This is a genomic window from Listeria sp. ILCC797 (assembly GCF_900186185.1).
Classification (GTDB): Bacteria; Bacillota; Bacilli; order Lactobacillales; family Listeriaceae; genus Listeria; species Listeria goaensis.
Genome location: NZ_FYBS01000002.1, coordinates 124320 through 144775 on the forward strand (window position 1 = coordinate 124320; position 20456 = coordinate 144775).

At 40.4% G+C, this 20456-nt stretch carries 20 protein-coding genes; 17 read left to right on the forward strand and 3 right to left on the reverse strand.

Translation table 11 applies throughout. The features are described from left to right. Positions 1–11: 11 nt before the first annotated feature. Positions 12–4559: an LPXTG cell wall anchor domain-containing protein gene (locus tag BN1609_RS03210; protein ID WP_159458322.1), complete on the forward strand. Its 4548-nt coding sequence runs from the start codon at positions 12–14 to the stop codon at positions 4557–4559. Between the two features lie 80 nt (positions 4560–4639). Here the strand turns inward: BN1609_RS03210 and BN1609_RS03215 are convergent, their stop codons facing one another. Next, a complete protein-coding gene (locus tag BN1609_RS03215) occupies positions 4640–4870 on the reverse strand; it encodes a DUF3955 domain-containing protein (RefSeq protein WP_088809277.1) in 231 nt (76 codons plus the stop codon). A 133-nt stretch (positions 4871–5003) separates the two neighbouring features. Here BN1609_RS03215 and BN1609_RS03220 point away from each other — a divergent pair, with 133 nt between their 5' ends. The 4 genes from BN1609_RS03220 to BN1609_RS03235 all read left to right on the forward strand — a co-directional run bounded on the left by BN1609_RS03220 (position 5004) and on the right by BN1609_RS03235 (position 7558). Next, positions 5004–5792 (forward strand): aminoglycoside 6-adenylyltransferase, encoded by a 789-nt coding sequence (locus BN1609_RS03220; RefSeq protein ID WP_088809276.1) that lies wholly within the window; start codon positions 5004–5006, stop codon positions 5790–5792. 49 nt (positions 5793–5841) lie between these two features. Beyond that, the gene (locus BN1609_RS03225) at positions 5842–6576 is read left to right on the forward strand and encodes an FAD synthetase family protein (protein WP_088825529.1); all 735 of its coding nucleotides are present in this window, start codon (positions 5842–5844) and stop codon (positions 6574–6576) included. A 143-nt stretch (positions 6577–6719) separates the two neighbouring features. Further along, positions 6720–7196, forward strand: coding sequence for a DUF6530 family protein (locus BN1609_RS03230; protein ID WP_369821459.1), 477 nt, complete (start codon positions 6720–6722; stop codon positions 7194–7196). An 11-nt stretch (positions 7197–7207) separates the two neighbouring features. Beyond that, positions 7208–7558 carry a GIY-YIG nuclease family protein gene (locus BN1609_RS03235; RefSeq protein ID WP_088809273.1) on the forward strand — a complete coding sequence of 117 codons (351 nt, stop codon included), beginning with the start codon at positions 7208–7210 and terminating at the stop codon, positions 7556–7558. A gap of 22 nt (positions 7559–7580) precedes the next feature. Here BN1609_RS03235 and BN1609_RS03240 read toward each other — a convergent pair whose 3' ends face one another. Continuing rightward, on the reverse strand, positions 7581–9305 hold the full coding sequence (locus tag BN1609_RS03240; protein ID WP_088840504.1) for a MucBP domain-containing protein: 1725 nt from the start codon (positions 9303–9305) through the stop codon (positions 7581–7583). A gap of 198 nt (positions 9306–9503) precedes the next feature. On the opposite strand from BN1609_RS03240, the gene BN1609_RS03245 reads away from it, so the two are divergent. The 11 genes from BN1609_RS03245 to BN1609_RS03295 all read left to right on the forward strand — a co-directional run bounded on the left by BN1609_RS03245 (position 9504) and on the right by BN1609_RS03295 (position 18302). Then, complete coding sequence (locus BN1609_RS03245; RefSeq protein WP_088815391.1) at positions 9504–9944, forward strand: N-acetyltransferase; 441 nt, start codon at positions 9504–9506, stop codon at positions 9942–9944. Between the two features lie 11 nt (positions 9945–9955). Then, positions 9956–10303 (forward strand): iron-sulfur cluster biosynthesis family protein, encoded by a 348-nt coding sequence (locus BN1609_RS03250; RefSeq protein WP_088815390.1) that lies wholly within the window; start codon positions 9956–9958, stop codon positions 10301–10303. An 80-nt stretch (positions 10304–10383) separates the two neighbouring features. Continuing rightward, a complete protein-coding gene (locus BN1609_RS03255) occupies positions 10384–11235 on the forward strand; it encodes a VOC family protein (protein WP_088809269.1) in 852 nt (283 codons plus the stop codon). Beyond that, on the forward strand, positions 11235–12194 hold the full coding sequence (locus BN1609_RS03260; RefSeq protein ID WP_088809268.1) for a ring-cleaving dioxygenase: 960 nt from the start codon (positions 11235–11237) through the stop codon (positions 12192–12194). The genes BN1609_RS03255 and BN1609_RS03260 overlap by 1 nt, the downstream gene beginning before the upstream one ends. A 4-nt stretch (positions 12195–12198) precedes the next feature. Continuing rightward, positions 12199–12810 (forward strand): alpha/beta hydrolase, encoded by a 612-nt coding sequence (locus BN1609_RS03265; protein WP_088809267.1) that lies wholly within the window; start codon positions 12199–12201, stop codon positions 12808–12810. Next, positions 12807–13421, forward strand: coding sequence for a flavin reductase family protein (locus tag BN1609_RS03270; RefSeq protein WP_088809266.1), 615 nt, complete (start codon positions 12807–12809; stop codon positions 13419–13421). Before BN1609_RS03265 ends, BN1609_RS03270 begins: the two co-directional genes overlap by 4 nt. Before the next feature lie 407 nt (positions 13422–13828). After that, positions 13829–15082 carry a GTPase HflX gene (gene hflX, locus BN1609_RS03275; protein WP_088840505.1) on the forward strand — a complete coding sequence of 418 codons (1254 nt, stop codon included), beginning with the start codon at positions 13829–13831 and terminating at the stop codon, positions 15080–15082. Positions 15083–15147: 65 nt separating this feature from the next. Next, on the forward strand, positions 15148–16014 hold the full coding sequence (locus tag BN1609_RS03280) for a metallophosphoesterase (RefSeq protein WP_088825534.1): 867 nt from the start codon (positions 15148–15150) through the stop codon (positions 16012–16014). Positions 16015–16094: 80 nt separating this feature from the next. Further along, complete coding sequence (locus BN1609_RS03285) at positions 16095–16697, forward strand: PepSY domain-containing protein (protein WP_088825535.1); 603 nt, start codon at positions 16095–16097, stop codon at positions 16695–16697. Positions 16698–16856: 159 nt separating this feature from the next. After that, a complete protein-coding gene (locus tag BN1609_RS03290) occupies positions 16857–17615 on the forward strand; it encodes a hypothetical protein (RefSeq protein WP_088809262.1) in 759 nt (252 codons plus the stop codon). Positions 17616–17675: 60 nt separating this feature from the next. Next, complete coding sequence (locus BN1609_RS03295) at positions 17676–18302, forward strand: GntR family transcriptional regulator (RefSeq protein WP_240310319.1); 627 nt, start codon at positions 17676–17678, stop codon at positions 18300–18302. 94 nt (positions 18303–18396) lie between these two features. Here the strand turns inward: BN1609_RS03295 and BN1609_RS03300 are convergent, their stop codons facing one another. Continuing rightward, a complete protein-coding gene (locus tag BN1609_RS03300; protein ID WP_088809260.1) occupies positions 18397–19380 on the reverse strand; it encodes an oxidoreductase in 984 nt (327 codons plus the stop codon). Between the two features lie 132 nt (positions 19381–19512). Here BN1609_RS03300 and BN1609_RS03305 point away from each other — a divergent pair, with 132 nt between their 5' ends. Then, the gene (locus BN1609_RS03305; protein WP_088809259.1) at positions 19513–20436 is read left to right on the forward strand and encodes a diacylglycerol kinase family protein; all 924 of its coding nucleotides are present in this window, start codon (positions 19513–19515) and stop codon (positions 20434–20436) included. Positions 20437–20456: the final 20 nt, after the last annotated feature.

Genomic DNA, 20456 nt, shown 5'->3' on the forward strand with positions numbered 1-20456 from the left:
GGGGGATTCGTTTGAAAAAAGCATTCTATTTGTTGTTCAGTTTTTTACTTATCACGCAAATGTTTTTGCCGTATATCGTAAATGCTGATTCAAAAGAAGAGGGTGTCAATTTAGTTAGCTTAAATCAGACAGCAGGAGCTACAGATCAAAATAATTATTTTACATTTAAAGTAACAGCACATGCTAAAAATAGTGATACACAATTAAAAGGGGAAACAATTTCCGTTTCTGAAAAATTTTCGTTACAAGAAGTAAATAAAGGAACGATTTTAGATTCAAATAATCAAGCTGTTGGAACTTATGAAATTAAAGATAATCAATTGCTTTTTGATATACCGGCTGAATTTGAAGCAGATATTACATTTGATGTTGCAGCAACTTACCTTGGAAATGGCACTACGGCTGACAAAGACCGCATCGATTTTTCTTCAAGTTTGAATCATTTAAGCAAGGAAGTCACCCTTTATCAAGAACCTGCTAAATCAAACGAAATTGAAAGTGAACTGGAAACGCCGAGCGTAACGGACGACTCTAAAACGTTGCCAGAAAATGGACAAACGAGCACTTCGGGGGAAAAGCCTGAGCAAAGAGCAGTTGCTGCAGATGAACCACAAGATGTAAAAGACATTTTTGCGAGTTTAGGCTATTCAGAGGCAGATTCAACCATACTGACAGGAATGGAATTAACCTATTTTGATGCAGATGGAAATCCTATTGCTGAACCAACCGTGAACGATTATGTTCATTTTAAATTCACGTGGGCGATACCGAATGATGTTGGGGCAGAAATTAATGCAGGGGATTATTATACGTTTCAATTACCTGATACAGTAAAAGTATCGCAAAATCAAACTATACCGCTTGATCCGTATGCCGATGTCGAAGTGAGTACGGATAATACGATAAAGTTTGTTTTTACAGATGCAGTTCATGAAAATTCCAACGTCCATGGGACTTTGGAATTCGACACACAGCTGAACCCAGCAGATATTGATGGTCCAGGAGAAATCACGATTAAGATACCTTTTGAAGATAACATTCCACCTGTTGATATCAATGTTAAACCAGCTGTAGACAGTACCATTGAAAAAAGTGGTCACTTTGATAAAGAACTAAATCCAGATTATATTTATTGGCAAGTGGATATTAATAAAGCGCTTGATACGATTGATCAAGCTGTTGTGAATGAGAATTTTCCACCGGGCACAACGTATCAATCTGTAAAAGTCTATAAAGTAGAAGTAGATTTATACGGGGAAATATATCCGGGGAGTGCAGAGCTTGTGACTTCGGGATATACAGTAGATGCTGCGGGTAACGTAACGTTTACAACGCCAATTAGTGATGCTTACCGCTTAGAATATACAACAAAAATTGATGAGGATGCGAAACCTGAAAATGGTGGGAATAAGACATTTGAAAATACGGCTATTCTAGATGCAGATGGGACAGAACTCCCAGCTAAAGCGTCTGTTGCGAGCTCATACGGTGTTCTTTTGACTAAACAAGCGAGCAACTATAACCCAGATACGCAAACATCAGAATGGACTGTCAAATATAATTACGGTGAAAAGACAATTGCGCAAGAAGATGCGACACTTCACGATGAGTTTGGAGATAGTCGCATGAAACTTGTAGATGGTTCTGTAGAACTTTATGTAATCACATTTAATCCAGATGGATCGGAAGTTCAGGGTAGGCAACTAATCGAGGGCGTCGACTATAGAATCGAAAATACAAGCAATGGCTTTGATATTGTCTTTTTACATGATATTGATTATGCAGTAAAAATGAAGTATCAGACACAATTAACGGGGATTATTGATGACAATGTAACGATTAATAATTCAATTAATACGGATACAGGAGATACAAGTAACTCGTCTGGTGGTATTGTGCAACAAAACGTCATTAAGACGCTTGGGACAGTCGATTATGATGCAAAAGAGGTTTCGTGGCAAATCGACATTAATAAAAATCATTATATGATGAAAAATTGGCAAATGACTGATGACCTCAGTCCGGGTTTGACTTTGCTACCTGAAACATTCGTCATGACAGATATGGTAACAGGTGCCACACTTGTTGAAAATCAGGATTATTCCTTAGTATATGACGAACCCAATCTTCAATTTACTGTCCAGTTTTTAAATACGTATGCGGCTGGAACTGATCATGACTTCCGTATCACCTACAAAACAACATTTAATACGAGTGTCGACGGGGTGGATGACCCAAATCGGATTTTCCCTAACAATGCCACTACTTCTTGGACAGATGAATCTGATGATACGCATTCGAGCAGTGACGGAGCGACGTTTGACCCGAATGATTCTGCGAAATATGATGGATTTAAAAACGGGAGCTACAATGCGACGACTTCTCGAATTACTTGGTCAATCGGCATTAATTATGACTCGAAAGAACTAAAAGATGCTGTACTCGTGGACCCAATTTTAGGAAATCAGCAATTTGTGCCAGACTCCGTTAAAATTTATCATTATACGGTAAATCCAGATGGCAGTGTTGAAAAAGGAGATGAAGTCGATAACTACGGTGATTTCACCATTATTGAACCTTCTGAAGTTAATAATCAAACGCTTACGGTTCGATTTCCAAATGAGGAATCTGCAGCGTACATTGTCGAATTTAAAACATCATTAAATGGTGAAGTAATTGAGCCCACTTATGATAATGACGCTACATTCACAAATGGCGATGCCGCGCCGCATCACTTAACTGCTGAGGTTTCTATCCAAAATGGTGGAGATTTTGTAAATAAAACTGGTTATCAGGACGAAAATGGTTTCGCGCATTGGTCCATTACTGTGAATCCGAGTGGTTCGACGTTAAATGATGTTGTGGTGACAGACCACCCGTCGAAGAACCAAGCGATAGACAAGAATTCGATTGTTGTGTACCGAACGATTGTGAAACCTGATGGTACGATTGTTAAAAATCCGTACTTACCTCTAGTAGAAGGAACGGATTACTCGGTTTCTTTAACAACGGACTCAGCAACTGGGGAGCAGGAATTGAAGATTGAGTTTCTACACCAAATTAAATCACCATACATTATTGAATATCGCTCATTTGTATTCATAAGCAATGCGCCAGAACAAAAACTGACAAATGACGTCACGGTGAACGGGAATAATGATGTGACGATTAACGACGGTGCAGATGATACGGTTGATGTTGTGGTAATAAATGGCTCGGGGACTGCTGTTGGCGAGACAGGTGGTATTCGTTTCCAAAAGGTTAACGGTGAGGGAGAGCAACTGACAGGAGCGAAATTCAGGCTTTGGACTAAAGATAAAATGATTATCCTTAGAGAAGGAACAGTAGATGCGAATGGCGAGTTAGCTTTCGGTAACCTTCCATATGGCGACTACATTCTACAAGAAATTGAAGCACCTGTCGGCTATACAATTAGCGATGAACTTGCAAATGGAAAAGTTGTAACCATTGATGCGGAAACAACGTCAGGTACCGCGCCAATTGAAATTGTCAACAATCCAAATAAAGTTATTCTTCAAAAGGAGAACGCCTCAGGTGAGCCTTTAGTGGGTGCAACATTTAAATTGGAGCAAAATATTGCGGGTTCATGGAATACGATTCAAACGGACGAGGAATTGAAAACAGATTTAAATGGTCAACTTGAAATTGATGGGCTTTTACCGGGAGATTATCGGTTGACTGAAACTTTTGCGCCGCCCGGCTATATATTAAATACAGACCCCATCTTGTTTACAGTTTCTGAAACGGCAGAAGGTCAAATACCAGATATTACACTAGGGCCGTTTATAAATTATACAGGCAGCATTGAAGCTGTGAAGCAAAGTGAGTCTGGACAAATTTTACCCGGAGCTATTTTCGAAGTTAGAGATTCTGAGCAAAATCTGGTGAAACGGGTTGTTTCTGATCGTAATGGGCATATTTCAGTGGATAATCTTGCACCTGGTGAGTACAGTTTGATTGAAATTCGTGCACCTCGTGGGTACATCAAGAATACGACTCCGGTCATGTTTACGATTCCAGATGAATTTTCTGGTGATCCGGGCGTGATGCAGTTAGATGCGTTAGTGAATTATCGAGGCAGTGTCGAGCTTCTGAAAAAGAGCGATTCAGGTGATTCATTGCCAGGTGCCGTCTTTAATTTATATAAAGCGGACGGAACTCTTGTGCAAAGCAATTTGGTGGCAAATAGAAGTGGGAGAATTCAGGTTTCAAACCTTTCGCCGGGAAGTTACTACTTTGTAGAAACAAAGGCGCCAAATGGATATAAATTAAATGCATCAAAAATACAATTTGAGATTGTTGCTGAAGCTGCAGGTAAGCCGAAACGTATTGAATTAACAGCAATAAACCAAGCAAATGAAAATCCAAATGTAACGCCAACGAATCATACGAACGGCGGCAATTCTAACCATTTAGACTTCTCAAAACTTCCTGAAACTGGGGATTCAAGTAATACCGAGTGGTGGTTGATTCTAGGTTTGCTGCTCGTCAGTTCGGCAGGAATCGTTGTGATTAGAGAATATCGGAAGGATAATTAGTCAATACATGAAATCACCCCACCAAACACTACCTCAAGTTAACGAGATGGTGCTTGGTGGGGTGATTTTTGAATGGCATATTAATTGGCATTTTTATTCGAACGTTTTTTCACAAGTTTTACAATCCAATAAACAATAATAAGGAAAATTCCTAGGTAGATACTAAATAGTCCCGTAGCCACATATGCTAAGCCGGGTTCATGAACAATCCCGTCAGCGCCAACTGTAACACCAGCAATCATTGATACAACAAAAGAAATAAAACCTAAAACAATAAAAGCAGGACCACTATATTTAAATACTGTATTCATTTTCTTTCCATCCTTTCGAAATATAAGTTTTATGTGATAAATTAGAAGTAGAACTTCTATGTTTTTATTATAACGGATAGTTTTAGAAAAAACAACATAAATTTATCGAAAAACAATAAAAAAGAGGTGCGAAATGATAAAACGAGAAGAAACTTTACAAAAAATAGTCACGTATTTCCAAACGGAAGAAAGCGTCAAAATGCTTGTTCAAGAAGGTTCTTTCGCAAAAAAAGAGTACATCGATGAATGGTCAGATTTAGATATAAATGTTTGGTTTGAAGGAAAGCATGATTTTTCAAAAAATCTCACTTGGCTTGAAAAAATAGGACGTCCGCTCGTAACTGTGCCGCTTGATTTTCCTGCTCAAGAAGGTATGCGCTCACTCATTGTTATTTTTGATAATGGCGTAAAAGTTGATTTTTCATTTTGGCCGCTCCGCCTACTTGAATCCCCGTTTCCGTATTACAAGAAATATTTAGTTTTGCTTGATAAAAAAGAATTAGGCGGAAAACTTATTTCGTTTTTACAGCAAGATGAACAAGAGCGGCTTGATGAGAAGGGATTTCAGGCGCTGGTTGATGAATTTTACTTGGAGATGCATTATGTGGCGAAGTTTTCAAAGCGAGGGGATTTCTGGTTTGTTGGGCAACTTAAAGCTGGCATTCGCGAAAATTATTTTCTGCCACTCTTAGAGGAGATTGCCTATTTGTATGGTAAGAAGCCGCATTTCCTTGGTCGGCGCATGGCCGACTGGCTACCATCAGTGTGGCTAAACAAAATTCAGCTTTTATTCCAAAAAAATGACTTGGAAGAAGTGTTTGATTTATTTTCAGAACTAGCGCAGGAAATTTGTGTGAAACGTGGTTTTTCTCTTGATGAAAAACGTCTGACAGAGCTTAAAAAAGTGATTGTAAGCGTATAATTTGTGCTTTTTGAGCGCGGCGTATACAGTAAGAGTGGGAGTGAAGTTTATGGAGATTTATCATGTGAAAATGGGGCCAGTGCCCGATAAGCGAAAAGCAGTTTTGTCCATTGGGAAATTTGACGGAATTCATCTCGGGCATCAGAAAATTTTGGAAGCAGCACATCAAGTCAAGCAGGCAGGCGAACAGCTTTCCGTTATAAGTTTTAGCCCGCACCCGCTCTGGGCTTTAAAAAAATTGCCCGAATACCGGGAAGCGATTACGCCACGGACAGAAAAGGAGCGTTGGCTTGCGCATTACGGTGTAGACGTGCTATTTGAAACGGATTTTACACCAAAATATGCAGAAACAACACCTGAAGTTTTTGTGTCTGAACATTTGACCACGCTTCATTTATCCCATATTATTGTCGGTGAAGAATTCAACTTCGGGAAAGGTCGCGCCTCCGATGTGGATCTTTTAACGGAGCTTTGTAAGCCTTTTAATATTTGTGTGACTGCTGTTTCTGTGAAAAAGGATGGAAAAAATAAAGTGAGTTCGACGGATATCCGTGCTATGATTCGGCGTGCAGAATTTCGGGAAGCTGAAAAATGGTTAGGCCACCCGTGGTACGTGTCCGGTGAAGTCCAAGATGGCATCATGACGGGGCTAGACGATTATTGTCTTCCTACCGCAGCCAGCTATAAAACGAACCACGGCCCCGTCCAAATGACCAAAAACCACCAAATAAAAGTGGATTTGCCAGATGGCGCGCACACGCTCCGTTTTATAGCCCCGTTCTAATGAAAAGTCTATTTGATATAGGCTTTTTTTAATACGCCAAATCAGACGAGTGGTGAGACTTTAATGACGAAATTTGCCAATGCTTTACTTTTTACTTATTTAGTAATATACTAATTTAGTAAATTAGTAAAAGGAGAATGAAAATGATTCCTGTAAATTTAAAACATAAGCCGGTATTTGTTGTACCAAATTATGAAGATGTCGATGGAAAATTAGCCTATCATTCAGATGCGAAAGGACTTTCGCTTGGCCTAGCACAGTGGAACGACCGCGGGAAAGTAGATATTTCCGCTAAAATCTGGCGCCACACAGGCGGCAAATGGTCACGCCAATCGGAAGAAATGCCACTACACCGCGTGCTTGATTTGGCCATTTTAATTGCGCGTACAAAAGTTCATTTTAATGATGCTTACCAATTTGAGCATTTTTATGATAAAGAAAAACCTGAATTAGATCGCATAGGTTTACAAGGCGATGCGATGACGGTTCAAGTTTGCGAAGAAAATCCATACATTGATGAAGACATAGATTTATTTCAGCAAGTTTTACACGATAATGACGAACTTTTAAGTGAGCGTCTGCGAATTTTAAGCAAGCTGCTGAAAGAATCAGGTTACTAGGAGGTTAAAAGATGGGACAAAATCGCGAGGACCGGAAAGCAAAAATCCGTGCGTATAAAGAAACGCCGCCTGACGCTGGTGTTTACCGTTTTTTAAACAAAGAAACAGGCGTATTTTTAATTGGAAAAACGATGAATTTAAAGGGCGCAGCTTCCAAGCTTGAATTTGGTTTAAAGCTAGGAGAGGGAAGCATGTTACCGCGTTATATGGCTGACGAGGCACGAAAATCAGGTGTGGAAAATATCACGTTTGAAGTGCTCGAACGCGTAGATGTGAAACCTGAAATGACGCGTGAAGATATTCAAGAAGAATGTGACGTGTTATTTGAAATTTGGGAAGAGAAATGCGAAAAGGACCGCTAGCAATTGTTAGCGGTCCTTTTCGTTATTTTGTCACTTTTTTCTTTTTTAGTAAAAGTAAACCTGCGATGATGGCAGCGAACGCAACCCAAATGCTCACTGAGCTGTCGCCTGTTTGTGGCAGTTTCGTTGTCTTCGTAGTGCTTGAAGTGTTCTCAGGTTTTGCTTGGTCCACGTTGACTAACACAGCCGAATCCGCCTTTGAATACACATAAATGACTTCCTGTGCTTGAGCTGAAAAAGTTCCATTAGCCGCTCCTTCTGTTTTCACAAACGTATAGCCCGGAATTTCTTTTTTTGAAAAAGCAAAACTCGCGCCTAGTTCGCCCGTAAGTACAACATCATCTGCAATTTTATTGCCACTTTCATCTTGATATTTTGCCGTTACTGGCTTCGCCACATTTTGAAGTTCATTTTGCAAACTTGCCGTAAGCGAATTAACTTCGGAAACAGTGTACTTTTTACCGCCTAGCAACGTAGCAAGTTTATCACGTGCCGCTTTTAGAGCGGATAAATCATTATTTTGTAAAAGTACCTCTGCTTTGTCTAAAGCAGCTGTTGCCGCCGTTAAATCGATGGCCATAAGTTCTTTTTCCAAGATTGGATCATATGTTGGATTTACAGCTTCAGCATAGGTTGCGCCTAGAATAGCCACGTTAACATCATATAAGTTTTTCGCGTTTTGAATATTTTTTTCGATGGCCTGAATCTCTTCAGAGCTTAAGCTTTTCGCGTATTTAATCCGATTCAAGTGATGAAGAGCGAAACTTTTTGCGCTATCTAGAGAGTAACCGTTTACCTCTAAAATCGCCGTTTTAGTCCATAAAAGGTTGGATGGGGAAATACTGTTGATGTCTGGCTCGTCATAGGTTTTACCGTCCCTATCAAAAGCATAGAGGAACATACCAGCTAAATTATTTTCTCGAGAATATTTCGCAACTTGATAAATGTTAGACTGTTCATATGGAAGCGTTGCGTCATACCAACGATTAACAGGATCTTGTTCTTCGGGGAAAGTCAGGCCAGGTAAAAATTTATTTTTTGAAATGAAAGGAGAGTAAGCATCCGAAGCGAATGCTGTACGTTCTGCATTGCTACCGTATTGTTGATAGGCAAGTAAATCAAAACTATCGCTTACATTTTGGAAAGGTTTCGTATTTTGACCATTTGTATCATAGAGGAAGAGGGTTCCGTTGTTTGCCTTTGGACCAATATATTTCGAAAGCGCATTAATGACGCCATCTGAAATGCGGACTTCAGCATCGGTTGGAGAAGTTTCCATATCAATGTCAAGACCATCAAGTCCCCAAGGTAACATAAGTTCGTCTAGTAAGGCTTTTGCGTAGTCATCAAATTCTTTTTCAGTTGGAAAAGCGCCAGCATAAGGGATTTCGAGTAATTTTGTATAGTCGAAACCGCGAATCAATTTGACGCCTCGCGCATGAAGCTCCGGCTCATACTCTTCTTTTAATTTTTTAAAAAAAGGTTCGGCTAACTCTTCTTGACCGGGAGGCACATAACTGAACACATTCACAATATTAATCCCGTACGGAATGTCGCTCATAGATAGCCAGTTTTCATCTGGTAGGCTAGTGTTGACACCTTTCATCTCTTTATCTCGCCAAGCTCGGTAGTAAATCATAAAGTTTTTGCTTTCTGCTGCTTCGGCATGTTTTACGGGAGGGATTACGGGAATCAAACTAATACAAAGTAACATGACTAAACCAATAATAAAGCTTTTCTTCTTCATGTAAACACCCCTTTTTTTATTGTCGGAAACGAAAAGTAAACGCTTCCAAATGAAATTTTATCATAAATATATCATTTTCATATGTAAAAATTAAAGTATTTCGAGTAATAATCATAGAGATTAAGCAGGCAACATTGAAAGATAAAACATTTTGTTATAATGAAGCTAACGATAAACATTTTAACCTGAGGTGATGGAATGAAAAAAGTAGAAGAAAGAGATATTATTCGGATTTTGCCACTTTTCCAAAATGAAGCTGATAATTACTTGGCGACGAACAAACGAATCATTGAAAAAGCGGATATTTTTGCATGGTTTAAAACACCCGACCAAATCCCATATGTCGCTTATGAAGGCGATGCCCCGACCGCATACGGTGAAATTTGGGTGGACGATGAGGAAGGCGACTTGGAACTCGCGCATCTCATCACATCACAAGATTTTAGAGGACAAGGATACGGGAAAAAACTAGTCGAAGAATTACTTGAAGAAGCAAAGACGTTTCCCTATGACGACATTTTTATTCGCGTCCTGCCAGAAAACGCACGCGCCATTAAGCTTTACAAAAGTTTCGGTTTTGAAGAAATCAAGCCATTTGATGCCCGTTACGTCTGGATGAAACGAAAAAATTTACGTTAGAAGGTGTTAATATGTACCTTTCCATCAGTCAAATGATTCAAGAAAAAATTGCAGAACTGCGGCAAGCGAATGAACGGCTCGTATTGAATTTAAATGACGGCGCTGGAAAATACTCGGATTATGATGCATCTTGCGCGCTGGATCTTTACTTCGATTTAATTGTTGTGGCACAAAATGAGGATTTAAAAGAGTATAGTAGCGTACTGCCATCTACACTCGGTTCAGTTTACATGAAACCGTATTCGCTTGCTTATTTAGATGAGCAAAACAGTTTAACAACCGCATCTATGGGCACTTTCGCTTTAGTTGGCGAAACAAGCGGCGTCATTTGCCAAAATGTAAAATTGAAGAGAGGGTAATCTGCTTATTTTTTGTAAGCAAGTTGCTTTACATTTTTATTGTTTAGTTATAAACTGTTGATATAGAAAGGAGGCGCGACATGACTAGAAAGATTCATCACATTTCCGCGTTTATTAAAAATTTTGAGGTGTCCCATCATTTTTATCAAGATATTTTAGGTTATCGGTTTGTAAAAAATACAGTCAATCAGGCGAATATTCAAATGCGACACTTATTTTATGGCGACCAGAGAGGGAATCCGGGTACGCTGTTAACATTTTTTGAAATCCCGCGAATAGGGCACACGTACAATGAAAAAGCTTTTTTTGGCCTCATTACACTTGCCATTCCTAAAAATAGCGTAAGCTTTTGGCAAAAACGGTTAGCTGGTTTTGAGGTGGAAACATCATTGCAAGGAGGAAAACTGTATTTTACTGACCCTGATGGACTTGCATTTGCGCTTTCCGAAATTTCAGAGGAAATCAGTGAACAAAATGCGACGGCGCACACTGATATTCCAGCAGACAAGCAAATTATTCGCATTTTAGATGTCGTTTATCATATACCGGAGCCAGAAAAAACGAAAAAATTTCTCGCTGGTTTTGGCGTAAGCGAAGTAGCAACGGAACAAACTTTTTCTTTAGAGAAAACGAGGTTTGGCCGTGGCACAATTGATCACGTCGCTTACGAAGCAGCAAATAATGAAGAACTTGAAACCCTCTACAAGTTTGCAAAAGCAAATGAAATCGAGGTGGAAGAATATATTGACAGAGGCTATTTTATGAGCCTTTACGTCCGCGACCCATTCGGTTTAAGGATTGAATTTGCTGGCGTAAAGCCCGGATTCACATTGGATGAACCGGTAGAAGAACTCGGCACGCATTTTAGTTTGCCACCATTTTTAGAGGAAAAAAGAGCAGAAATTGAAACTTATTTTGGAGGGGAAAAATAATGATAAAAGATTTAAAAGGAATCCACCACGTAACAGCGATGACAAGTAGCGCCGAAAAGAACTATGAATTTTTCACAAACGTACTCGGCATGCGTTTAGTTAAGAAGACGGTCAATCAAGACGACATAGAGACGTACCATATGTTTTATGCTGACGATGCGGGAAATGCTGGGACTGATATGACCTTTTTCGATTTTCCGAATTTGCCAAAAGGCAGACCGGGGACGGATAGTATTTCAAAAACAAGCTTCCGCGTACCAAGTGATGCGGCGCTTGAATATTATAAGGACCGTTTCCAAAAATTAGACGTGCCGCATGAAGACATTAAAACATTATTTGGGAAAAAAGTGCTTGCGTTTCAAGACTTTGACGGGCAAGCCTTACAGTTAATTTCTGACGAACAAAATGAAGGAGTCGCGCCTGGCGTGCCGTGGAAGAACGGCCCAGTTCCCGAAAAATATGCGATTTACGGTTTAGGCCCAGTGTTCCTTACGGTTCCTTCGCTTGAAAATATGGATGCGGTATTGAAAGCGATTTTTGGCTTCCGTTTTGTTACCGAGGAAAATGGTTTGCACTTGTACGAAGTGGGTGAAGGCGGGAACGGCGCGCAAATTATTGTTGAAGAAAGAACGGACATTCCTAGTGCGATGCAAGGTTTCGGGGGTATTCATCATGTGGCTTTCCGCGTTGACAATCATGAGGAGCTCATGAAATGGATTGAGCGAATAAACAGTTTCCAAGCGCCGAATAGTGGTTTTGTGAACCGTTTCTATTTTGAATCGCTTTATGTGCCAGTGAGCCGCCAAATTCTCTTTGAATTTGCAACGGACGGCCCCGGCTTCACGAGCGATGAGCCCTACGAAACACTTGGTGAAAAGTTAAGCTTACCACCGTTTTTAGAAGGCAAACGGGCAGAAATCGAAGCACAAGTACGGCCAATCGATACAAAAAGGAGCTGAGCAAATGGAACACATTTTCATTCCCGGCGATAAAACGAAGAAGCCGCTACTTTTGCTGCACGGCACAGGCGGCGACGAACATTCTTTAGTGGAACTGGCAAGCCTTATTGCGAAGGGCGCACCAATTTTAGCATTACGCGGTGAAGTTTCAGAACACGGCGCAAATCGATTTTTCAAACGCTACAGCGACGGCAGCTTAGATTTAGCGGACCTCGCCGTACAGACAAAAAAATTGCTGCAAACAACACGCGAACTGGCGACAACGTATGATTTGGACTTCAGCGAACTTGTTGCGATTGGCTATTCAAATGGGGCAAATATTGCGGCGAATGCGATTTTGCAGGAAGTAGACGGCTTTCAAAACGCGATTTTATTTCACGCGATGCCAGCCGGAAATGCGCCGAAAAGTTTTTCCTTGGAAACGCGTCGCATTTTCCTAACGGCCGGTGTGAATGACCCACTTGTAAGCTTCGCTGCGTCTAAAAACTTGGTGGACCTGTTCCAAGCTCGCGCGGCACAAATTGAAACCGTTTGGACGGAAGCAGGACACAATTTGACGGCAGACGAAGTGCAGGCGGCAAAATTGTGGTATGAAAAATTGGGTGCGGAAGCATGAAGTTCTTGGCAGACGAGCTTTCCGAAAAAGAGAATTACAAGTTTTTAAGTGGTGCGATTATTCCGCGGCCGATTGCTTTTGCTTTGACGGTTTCTCCTGATGGTATCGTGAATGCGGCGCCGTTTAGTTTTTTCAATGTTGTTTCGAGTGATCCGGCGATTGTGTCGATTGCGGTTCAGCGGCGGAACGGCGAAATGAAGGACACGGCGCGAAACGCGATTCAATCTGGCGAGCTCATGATTCATATTGTCAGCGAAGATTTTGTGCGTGATGTGAATGAAACGGCGGCGAACCTTCCGCCTGACGAGAGCGAGCTTGCGCGTACGAATTTACATCTTTCGTATGACGGGAATTTTGCGGTGCCGAAAATTGAGGAAGCCAAAATTAAACTGGCAGCGGCGGTCTGGCAAGTACTCCAGATTCAAAATGATGCTCGTGAAATTACGGCTGACTTAATTTTAGCGCGCATTCTCGAATATGACATGGATGAGTCAGTTTTAAATGTGGAAAAAGGGTATTTACTTGCGGACGAAATCAAGCCCGTGTCGCGTTTAGCGGGCAGTGATTATGCGAAACTAGGCGAGCGTTTTAAGTTAAATCGCCCTAAATAAAAGTAATCAGCCTGATGGCAAACGGCAATTTTCGTTGTTAAAATCTGTACGTACTCGAATTTGCCAAGTTTGTTAGCAGGCTGATTTTTTTGGGCTTGAAGTTTCTTAGTATGCATGTTATGATGGCGGTATCTAAAAGGCTAGGAGGCTCAGCGAATTATGATTTGGATTAGACTTCGTTCCGGAAACGGTTCTTGCAACTAATTAAATAGTGCGGAGACTTGCGTTTATTTGGCGCGGGTAACGGGATTTGTCTATTCACAATTTGCGTGGCTTTAGTTTGATACGGAAATTTTTTTGAAGAGGCGAAGTATGTGCTTCTTTTTTTGTACGCTTTTTTAGGCGCAAATCTATACAATTCCTGACCGCACTGGAAGAAAACTATTTTTTCAGGAGGTCATTTTTTTATGAGTAAAAAAGTAATTTTAGTTGGTGTTAGTGGTTCTGATAAGAATTTTGAGTACTCAATGGTTGAGCTTTACAATTTGGCAGAGGCGAATCATTATGAGGTCATAGATACCGTGAAGCAAAACATGGAACGCGTGCATAAAGCGACTTATGTTGGAAAAGGAAAGGTAGAGGAGTTAAAACAAATTGCGGAAATGCTCGGTGCGAATGCGCTTGTCATGAATGATGAACTTACGGCATCACAAATTCGTAATTTAGAAGAGGCGGTTGGGCTGGAAATAATTGACCGGACAGCGCTTATTTTGGCGATTTTTGCAGAGCGCGCGAAAACGCGTGAAGCCCAGTTGCAAGTGGAAATCGCGCGCTTGAAATATGAACTTCCACGCCTTGCTGGTGGTGACGACAAACTCGACCAACAAAGCGGCGCAAGCGGCATGGCAAACCGTGGTTCAGGGGAGAAAAAAATCGAGAGCGACAGACGAATCATTAAAAATCAAATTCGCCATTTGACGAAAGAACTGGAAGAGATTGTTCAGGAGCGCGAAACAAGACGGCGTAAGCGGAAGAAAAATGAAATTCCTATAGTATCGCTTGTCGGATACACAAACGCGGGGAAATCGACGACGATGAATGGCCTGGTTGAGCGCTTTAGTAAATCCGCCCACAAACAGGTTTTTGAGAAAGATATGCTGTTCGCCACACTCGAAACGAGCATACGCGAAATCATTTTACCAGACAAAAAACAGTTTTTGTTAACAGATACGGTTGGTTTTGTGAGCAAGCTGCCGACGCATCTCGTGAAGGCTTTCCGCTCAACACTTGAGGAGGTGAAGGAGGCGGATTTGCTGCTACACGTCGTGGATTATTCGGACGAAAATTATCAGGCAATGATAGAAACGACCGAAAAAACGTTAGAAGCTGTTGGGGTAAAGGATGTCCCTGTTTTATTCATCTACAACAAGGCCGATAAAGTAGCAGGAGCCGAGTATCCCGTACTGCGAGATGGTGGACTCATCTATTCTGCGAAAGACGTTGCTAGTCTTGCGATGCTCACAGAGGAAATTAAAAAGCAGATTTTTGAAGACTACAAAGAATTAACGTTTCTCATTCCATTTGACCGCGGCGATATTATTTCGTATTTAAACGAGCATGCGCGGGTGATCATGCAAGATTATACGGAACAAGGAACCGAACTCCGCGCTGAAGTTAGTCCTGTCGATGCGGAAAGATTTCATGCCTTTCAAATGAAATAATCAGCAATTTACGTGTTAAAATGGTAAAATAAACCGAATAGGAAAATGCAAAGTGAGGAAATGACATGAAAAAAAACATTTTTGGAGTCGCGGCATTTGCCGGGTTTATGTGCCATTCGTATTATGCAACGAAAAAATTAGTCGTCACTGATTATGCGATACGCTCAAGCAAAATTCCTGAGGCGTTTGATGGGAAAACATATATTCAATTATCTGATGTGCACAGTTGTTCATTTGGTCGATTTAACCATAAACTTATTAAAAAAGTCGCTTTAATGGAGCCGGACGGTATTTTTTTAACAGGTGATTTAATTGATGGTGATGAGCCGCAAAATGTTGCCATTGCATTAGTTCGCAAACTAAAAAAAATCTGTCCGCTCTATTACATAAGTGGTAATCATGAGCAGAAAAGTGCTTTGTTTGAAGATTTGCTCCGCTCATTAAAAGAAGCGGGCGTTCAAATTTTGCATAATGAGCATTTGTTTTTGGAAGAAAATGGGGAACGAATTGCGCTTGCTGGTGTGGATGATCCGACTTTCCATTTGCCGGAAGAGGAGAAGCCTAGTTGGGCGGAGCATAAATTTGATATGAGCGGCATTGTGCAGGAGGAAATTGAACGTGCGACGGCGAAGATTCCGCGTGATGCGTTCACCATTTTACTCGCACATCGTCCGGAATACTGGTCGATTTACCAAAATATGCCAGTGGATCTTGTTTTGTGTGGTCACGCACACGGCGGACAGATTCGCTTACCACTCACAGAAGGGCTATTTTCCCCCGGACAAGGGTTTTTACCGAAATTAACGGCCGGTTGTCATTTGGCAAATGGGAAAGCCATGATTGTGAGCAGAGGGCTTGGCAATACAACGATTGTGCCGCGCATTTTGAACAACCCAGAAATTGTGCGCCTTTATTTGAAACGAGAAAATTAAGACTAAAGTAGGAAGTGTTTTAAAGTAATTCTCTTTATAATAAAAATATAAATGTATATTATTTTACAGGAGGGATTTGCATGAAAAACAGAAAAATGATTGGAATTGCCGCAACACTCGTTTTATCGCTCGGGGTTTTAGCAGCTTGTGGAGATAATGATGACTATCGTTCAAGTGATAATAAAGATGCTAAACAGTCTTCTTCATCAAAAAGTTCTTCCACACAACAAAATGATTTGAATGGAAAAACGTTTAATTTATCGATGGAAGATGTCATTAATAAATTCCAAGAAAAAAACAAAAACGCTGATTTGACGTCTGTAAAATTAGAATATGAGCATGGCAAAGTTGTCTATAAAGTAGAAGGTATGGACGACACGAATGAATATGAAATGGTTTTCGATGCTGATTCAGAAGAAGTGCTACAAGATTCGAGTGAAGCGCTTGATATGGACGACAAAAACGAACGTGCTAATGAAAAAATTGATGTAACAAATGTGATTTCAATGGATGAAGCGATGCAAAAAGCAGTAGCTGAAGTAGATGGCGCTGTAGAAAGTGTTGAACTAGATCGTTCTTACAACGATACGGTTTATGATGTATCGATTCAAAATGGTGCAAATGAATCCGAAGTGCGTCTAAGTGCTCAAGACGGTTCAATCATAAATGTTGAAAATGACTAAAAAGATTCCTCGCCTTGTAAAGGTGAGGTGTTTTTAATTTAAAACAGCGCATAAAATTAGTCAGCTCTTACCCCTAGTGCGAGCTAAGAGATTTAAACTTTCACAAGAAGCGCATCCATGGTAAACTAAGACTAGGCAAAAATAGAAAAGAGTGTGGCAATGGCAGTAAACAAATTATTTCATTTTTATTTTAAAAAACTGGGGAATTGGAATTTAATTTATAGTTTTATGAAGGGATACTGGGTGGGATACATACTTATTTGTCTTTTACTTAGTGGAGCAACAATCGTTAGCTTTATATATCTTTCAAATTCACTCGCGTGGGGCATGCTCAGCATAACGGTATTGCTAATTAGCCTGTTGTTTCACACGATGATTGTTAGAAAAGCTCGTAGATACATTAAATTAAACTATCAAATTCGAAATTTTAATGAGCTGGGAAAATTCAAACAATATCTTCTCTACGCATATTTAAAACGAAATGGCTTTATCACGCGAGAAGACTTGGATAAGTTAATTTTATTTATTCAATCACAGAATAAACAAGTTAACGAATTTAAAAAATGGAATTTGCTAGGAATCGTCATGAGTGTCTTTATTGCCGTTTTTTTAGCTATTTTTGGAGGAAGTTTCTTATTTCAAGTTTTTGATGGGAAAAGTAGAGTTATCGTTGCGCTTATCATTATTATTTTAGCCGTGGTATTTTATTATTTAGGAAAAATGATGGAACAATTGTTCCGACATTTCACTAAAAAAGAAGCGCGTTTAAGTTTTCACTTAGTGCGTCAGATTATTGCGATTCAAACCGTTCTTTTAACAAGTGAAAATACGGAATATAGTCCTTTTCTTGCGATAGAGAAAAAAGTGCAGGAAAATCCATTCTTACAGGAAATCATTCTTTCCAAATCCTTTTTGTGATACAGGTTACTAAAAACAGAGAGAAGAGGGTATGAGATGGAAAAAGGCCAAAAAGAGACAATGGAAACAAGATGTTACAAGGAAATTAAAAGGAGAATTCAGTCGGGGGAGTACGAATCGGGCACACGTTTAATTGAAACAACGATTTCGCGAGAATTAGAAATAAGTCGCACACCAGTAAGAAAAGCAATTGCAATGCTCACTGCAGATGGGTTTGTAGAAAATCTGGATTACCGCGGAGCTATCGTAAAGAGTAGCAAAATATCCAAAGATAATTATATTGAAATCTTAGATATTGTCGGTTTGTTTTTAAAGCATACGATTGAACGCATCGAAGCTAAAAAAATTAGATTTGATCAGCGAATATTGAGCCCTAAAAGAGTCGAGTTTGAATGGCAAGTGCGTAATGGTGACGAAACGGCTTATACGACTTATTGTCGTACGGTGGTGCTGGAACTGGTGAACTGCCTGAAAAATGATTATTATCATGAAATCTTAGTTAGTTATTTCGATAAAATTAATCAATTTGCAGATAATGAAGTTCTTCTTATTTTAGAACATTCGGGCCCTGAACTTGTCAACAAGTTAAATGACCTTATAAGTGCAATCGAATGCGAAAATTATCTTGAGGCTAAAATGATAGTAGATGAAACAACCGAATTTCAAATATTATCAGCCTACCGCTAAGGGGATTATTTCATAAATATAAAAAGCATAAATCTAGTATTCATGCCATTTTCAAAAATGGATTTTACTGGATTTATGCTTCTTTTTTTGCCCATCATTCAGCAATCTTGACTACATAGCGACCTGCAATGCCGCCGTCCATAATTTTGCGAAGCGCTTCCGGCAGTTCATCTAACGTAATTTCAGTTAACAGCGGAGGTAGTTTTGTGACACGCAAATCAGTTGCGATATGTTCCCAAATTTCCACACGCTTTTCATACGGGCAGTACACAGAGTCGATGCCGCGTAGATTTATGCCGCGCAAGATGAACGGGAAAACCGTTGTTTCCAATTTTCCAGAAAGTGCCATGCCGCATGCTGCAACCGTGCCACCATATTTTGTAGCGGACAACAAATAGCCTAGCACCTCACCGCCGACACAATCGACCGCGTGAGCGAAACGTTCCGTATTTAATGCCCGTTTTTTTTCGGGATTAAAATCTGACCGAGTGACAACTTGCGCTGCACCAAGTTCGCGGAGTAGCGTTTTGCTCCCCGAGTTTCCACTGGAGGCGACTACCGAAAAGCCTTTTTTAGCAAGCATGCCCGTTGCAATACTCCCAACGCCGCCTGAAGCCCCACTAACAGCAACAGCCCCATCGTCTGGTTTCGCGCCATCATCTAAAAGGGCTTGCACGCTTAGCGCCGCCGTAAAACCAGCCGTACCGTAACACATGGCTTCGCGTAACGATAAATTTTCTGGGAGCGGAACGACCCATTCTTTTGGTACACGAATGAATTCGCTGAAACCACCAAAATGGCTTACGCCTAACCCATAACTTGTGACGATAACTTGGTCGCCTTTTTTAAACAGAGAAGATTTTGATTCTGTGACAATACCGCTTGCGTCAATTCCTGGAATAAACGGGTAGTTTGTAACAATTTTTCCGTCTGGCAAAGTTGCGAGAGCATCTTTGTAGTTGATGCTAGAATAGTGTACGCGTATGGTTACATCGCCTTCTGGTAAGGCAGTGAAGTCAGTTTCAGCGACAGCGACATCTGCGTCTTGGTTTACGAATAAAGCGCGAAATTTAGACATAATGTTCCTCCTACTTTTAATACATATGTTAAATGTAACGAAAAGTGAAGCGTTATTCAAATGAAAATGGTTTTTAAATTACGTTTTGGGTATAATAAAAGAGGAATTGTCAGGAAAGAAGGTAAATGACATATGGAAAAAGTTCTTCTTATTGTAAATCCATCATCGGGGAAAGAAAAAGCGAAAGTCTACATGGAAAAAGCAGAAAAAGTTTTGAAAAATCGTTTTGAAAATGTGGAGGTTCGGCTCACGGAAAAAGGTGGTGACGCGACGGAATTTGCCTCTTTGGCTGCCGAAGAAGGTTTCCATGCAGTAATTGCTATGGGTGGTGACGGCACATTAAATGAAACGATTAATGGACTTGCCAAACATGATAAGCGCCCGGCGTTTGGATTTATCCCACTTGGTACAGTAAATGACTTGGCGCGTTCGACGGGAATCCCACTAAAACCAGCTAAAGCGATTAAAATGCTTGAAACAGCAGTTTTAAAACCGATGGACGTTGGAAAAATTGATGACCAATACTTCATGAATGTCTTAGCCATTGGCATGATTGCCCAAGCGGTCGATCAGGTGAGTGTGGAACAAAAAACGAAATTTGGTCCTGTTGCGTATTTTATTGAAGGGCTAAAGGCGTTTAATCGGCATGAATTGCTCCATTTTAAAATTCGGAGTGAGGAAGTGGATTTTGATGATCAAGCAGCATTAGTAGTTGCTGGGCTTACGAATTCAGTTGGTGGGATGGAGAAATGGGCGCCAGAAGCTGAATTAGATGATGGCTTACTCCACGTTTTCATCCTAACCAAGCTTGGTTTAATTGATGCGGCTAACATTCTTCCGCAACTTGTCATGGGAACGCTGAAAAATGCGAATGGTGTAGAGTATTATAAGATGAGTCATTTGGAGATTGAAGCGAGTGGGGAAGATATTTCTGTGAACGTAGACGGTGATCCGGGTCCAAGTTTGCCTGTTAAAATTGATGTTTTACCAAGTCATTTGGAGTTGTTTGTACCTGAAAAACAAAATAAGAAAAAGATGTTTGGTAGGCTATTTTAGCGGAAATTTGCTACAATAAA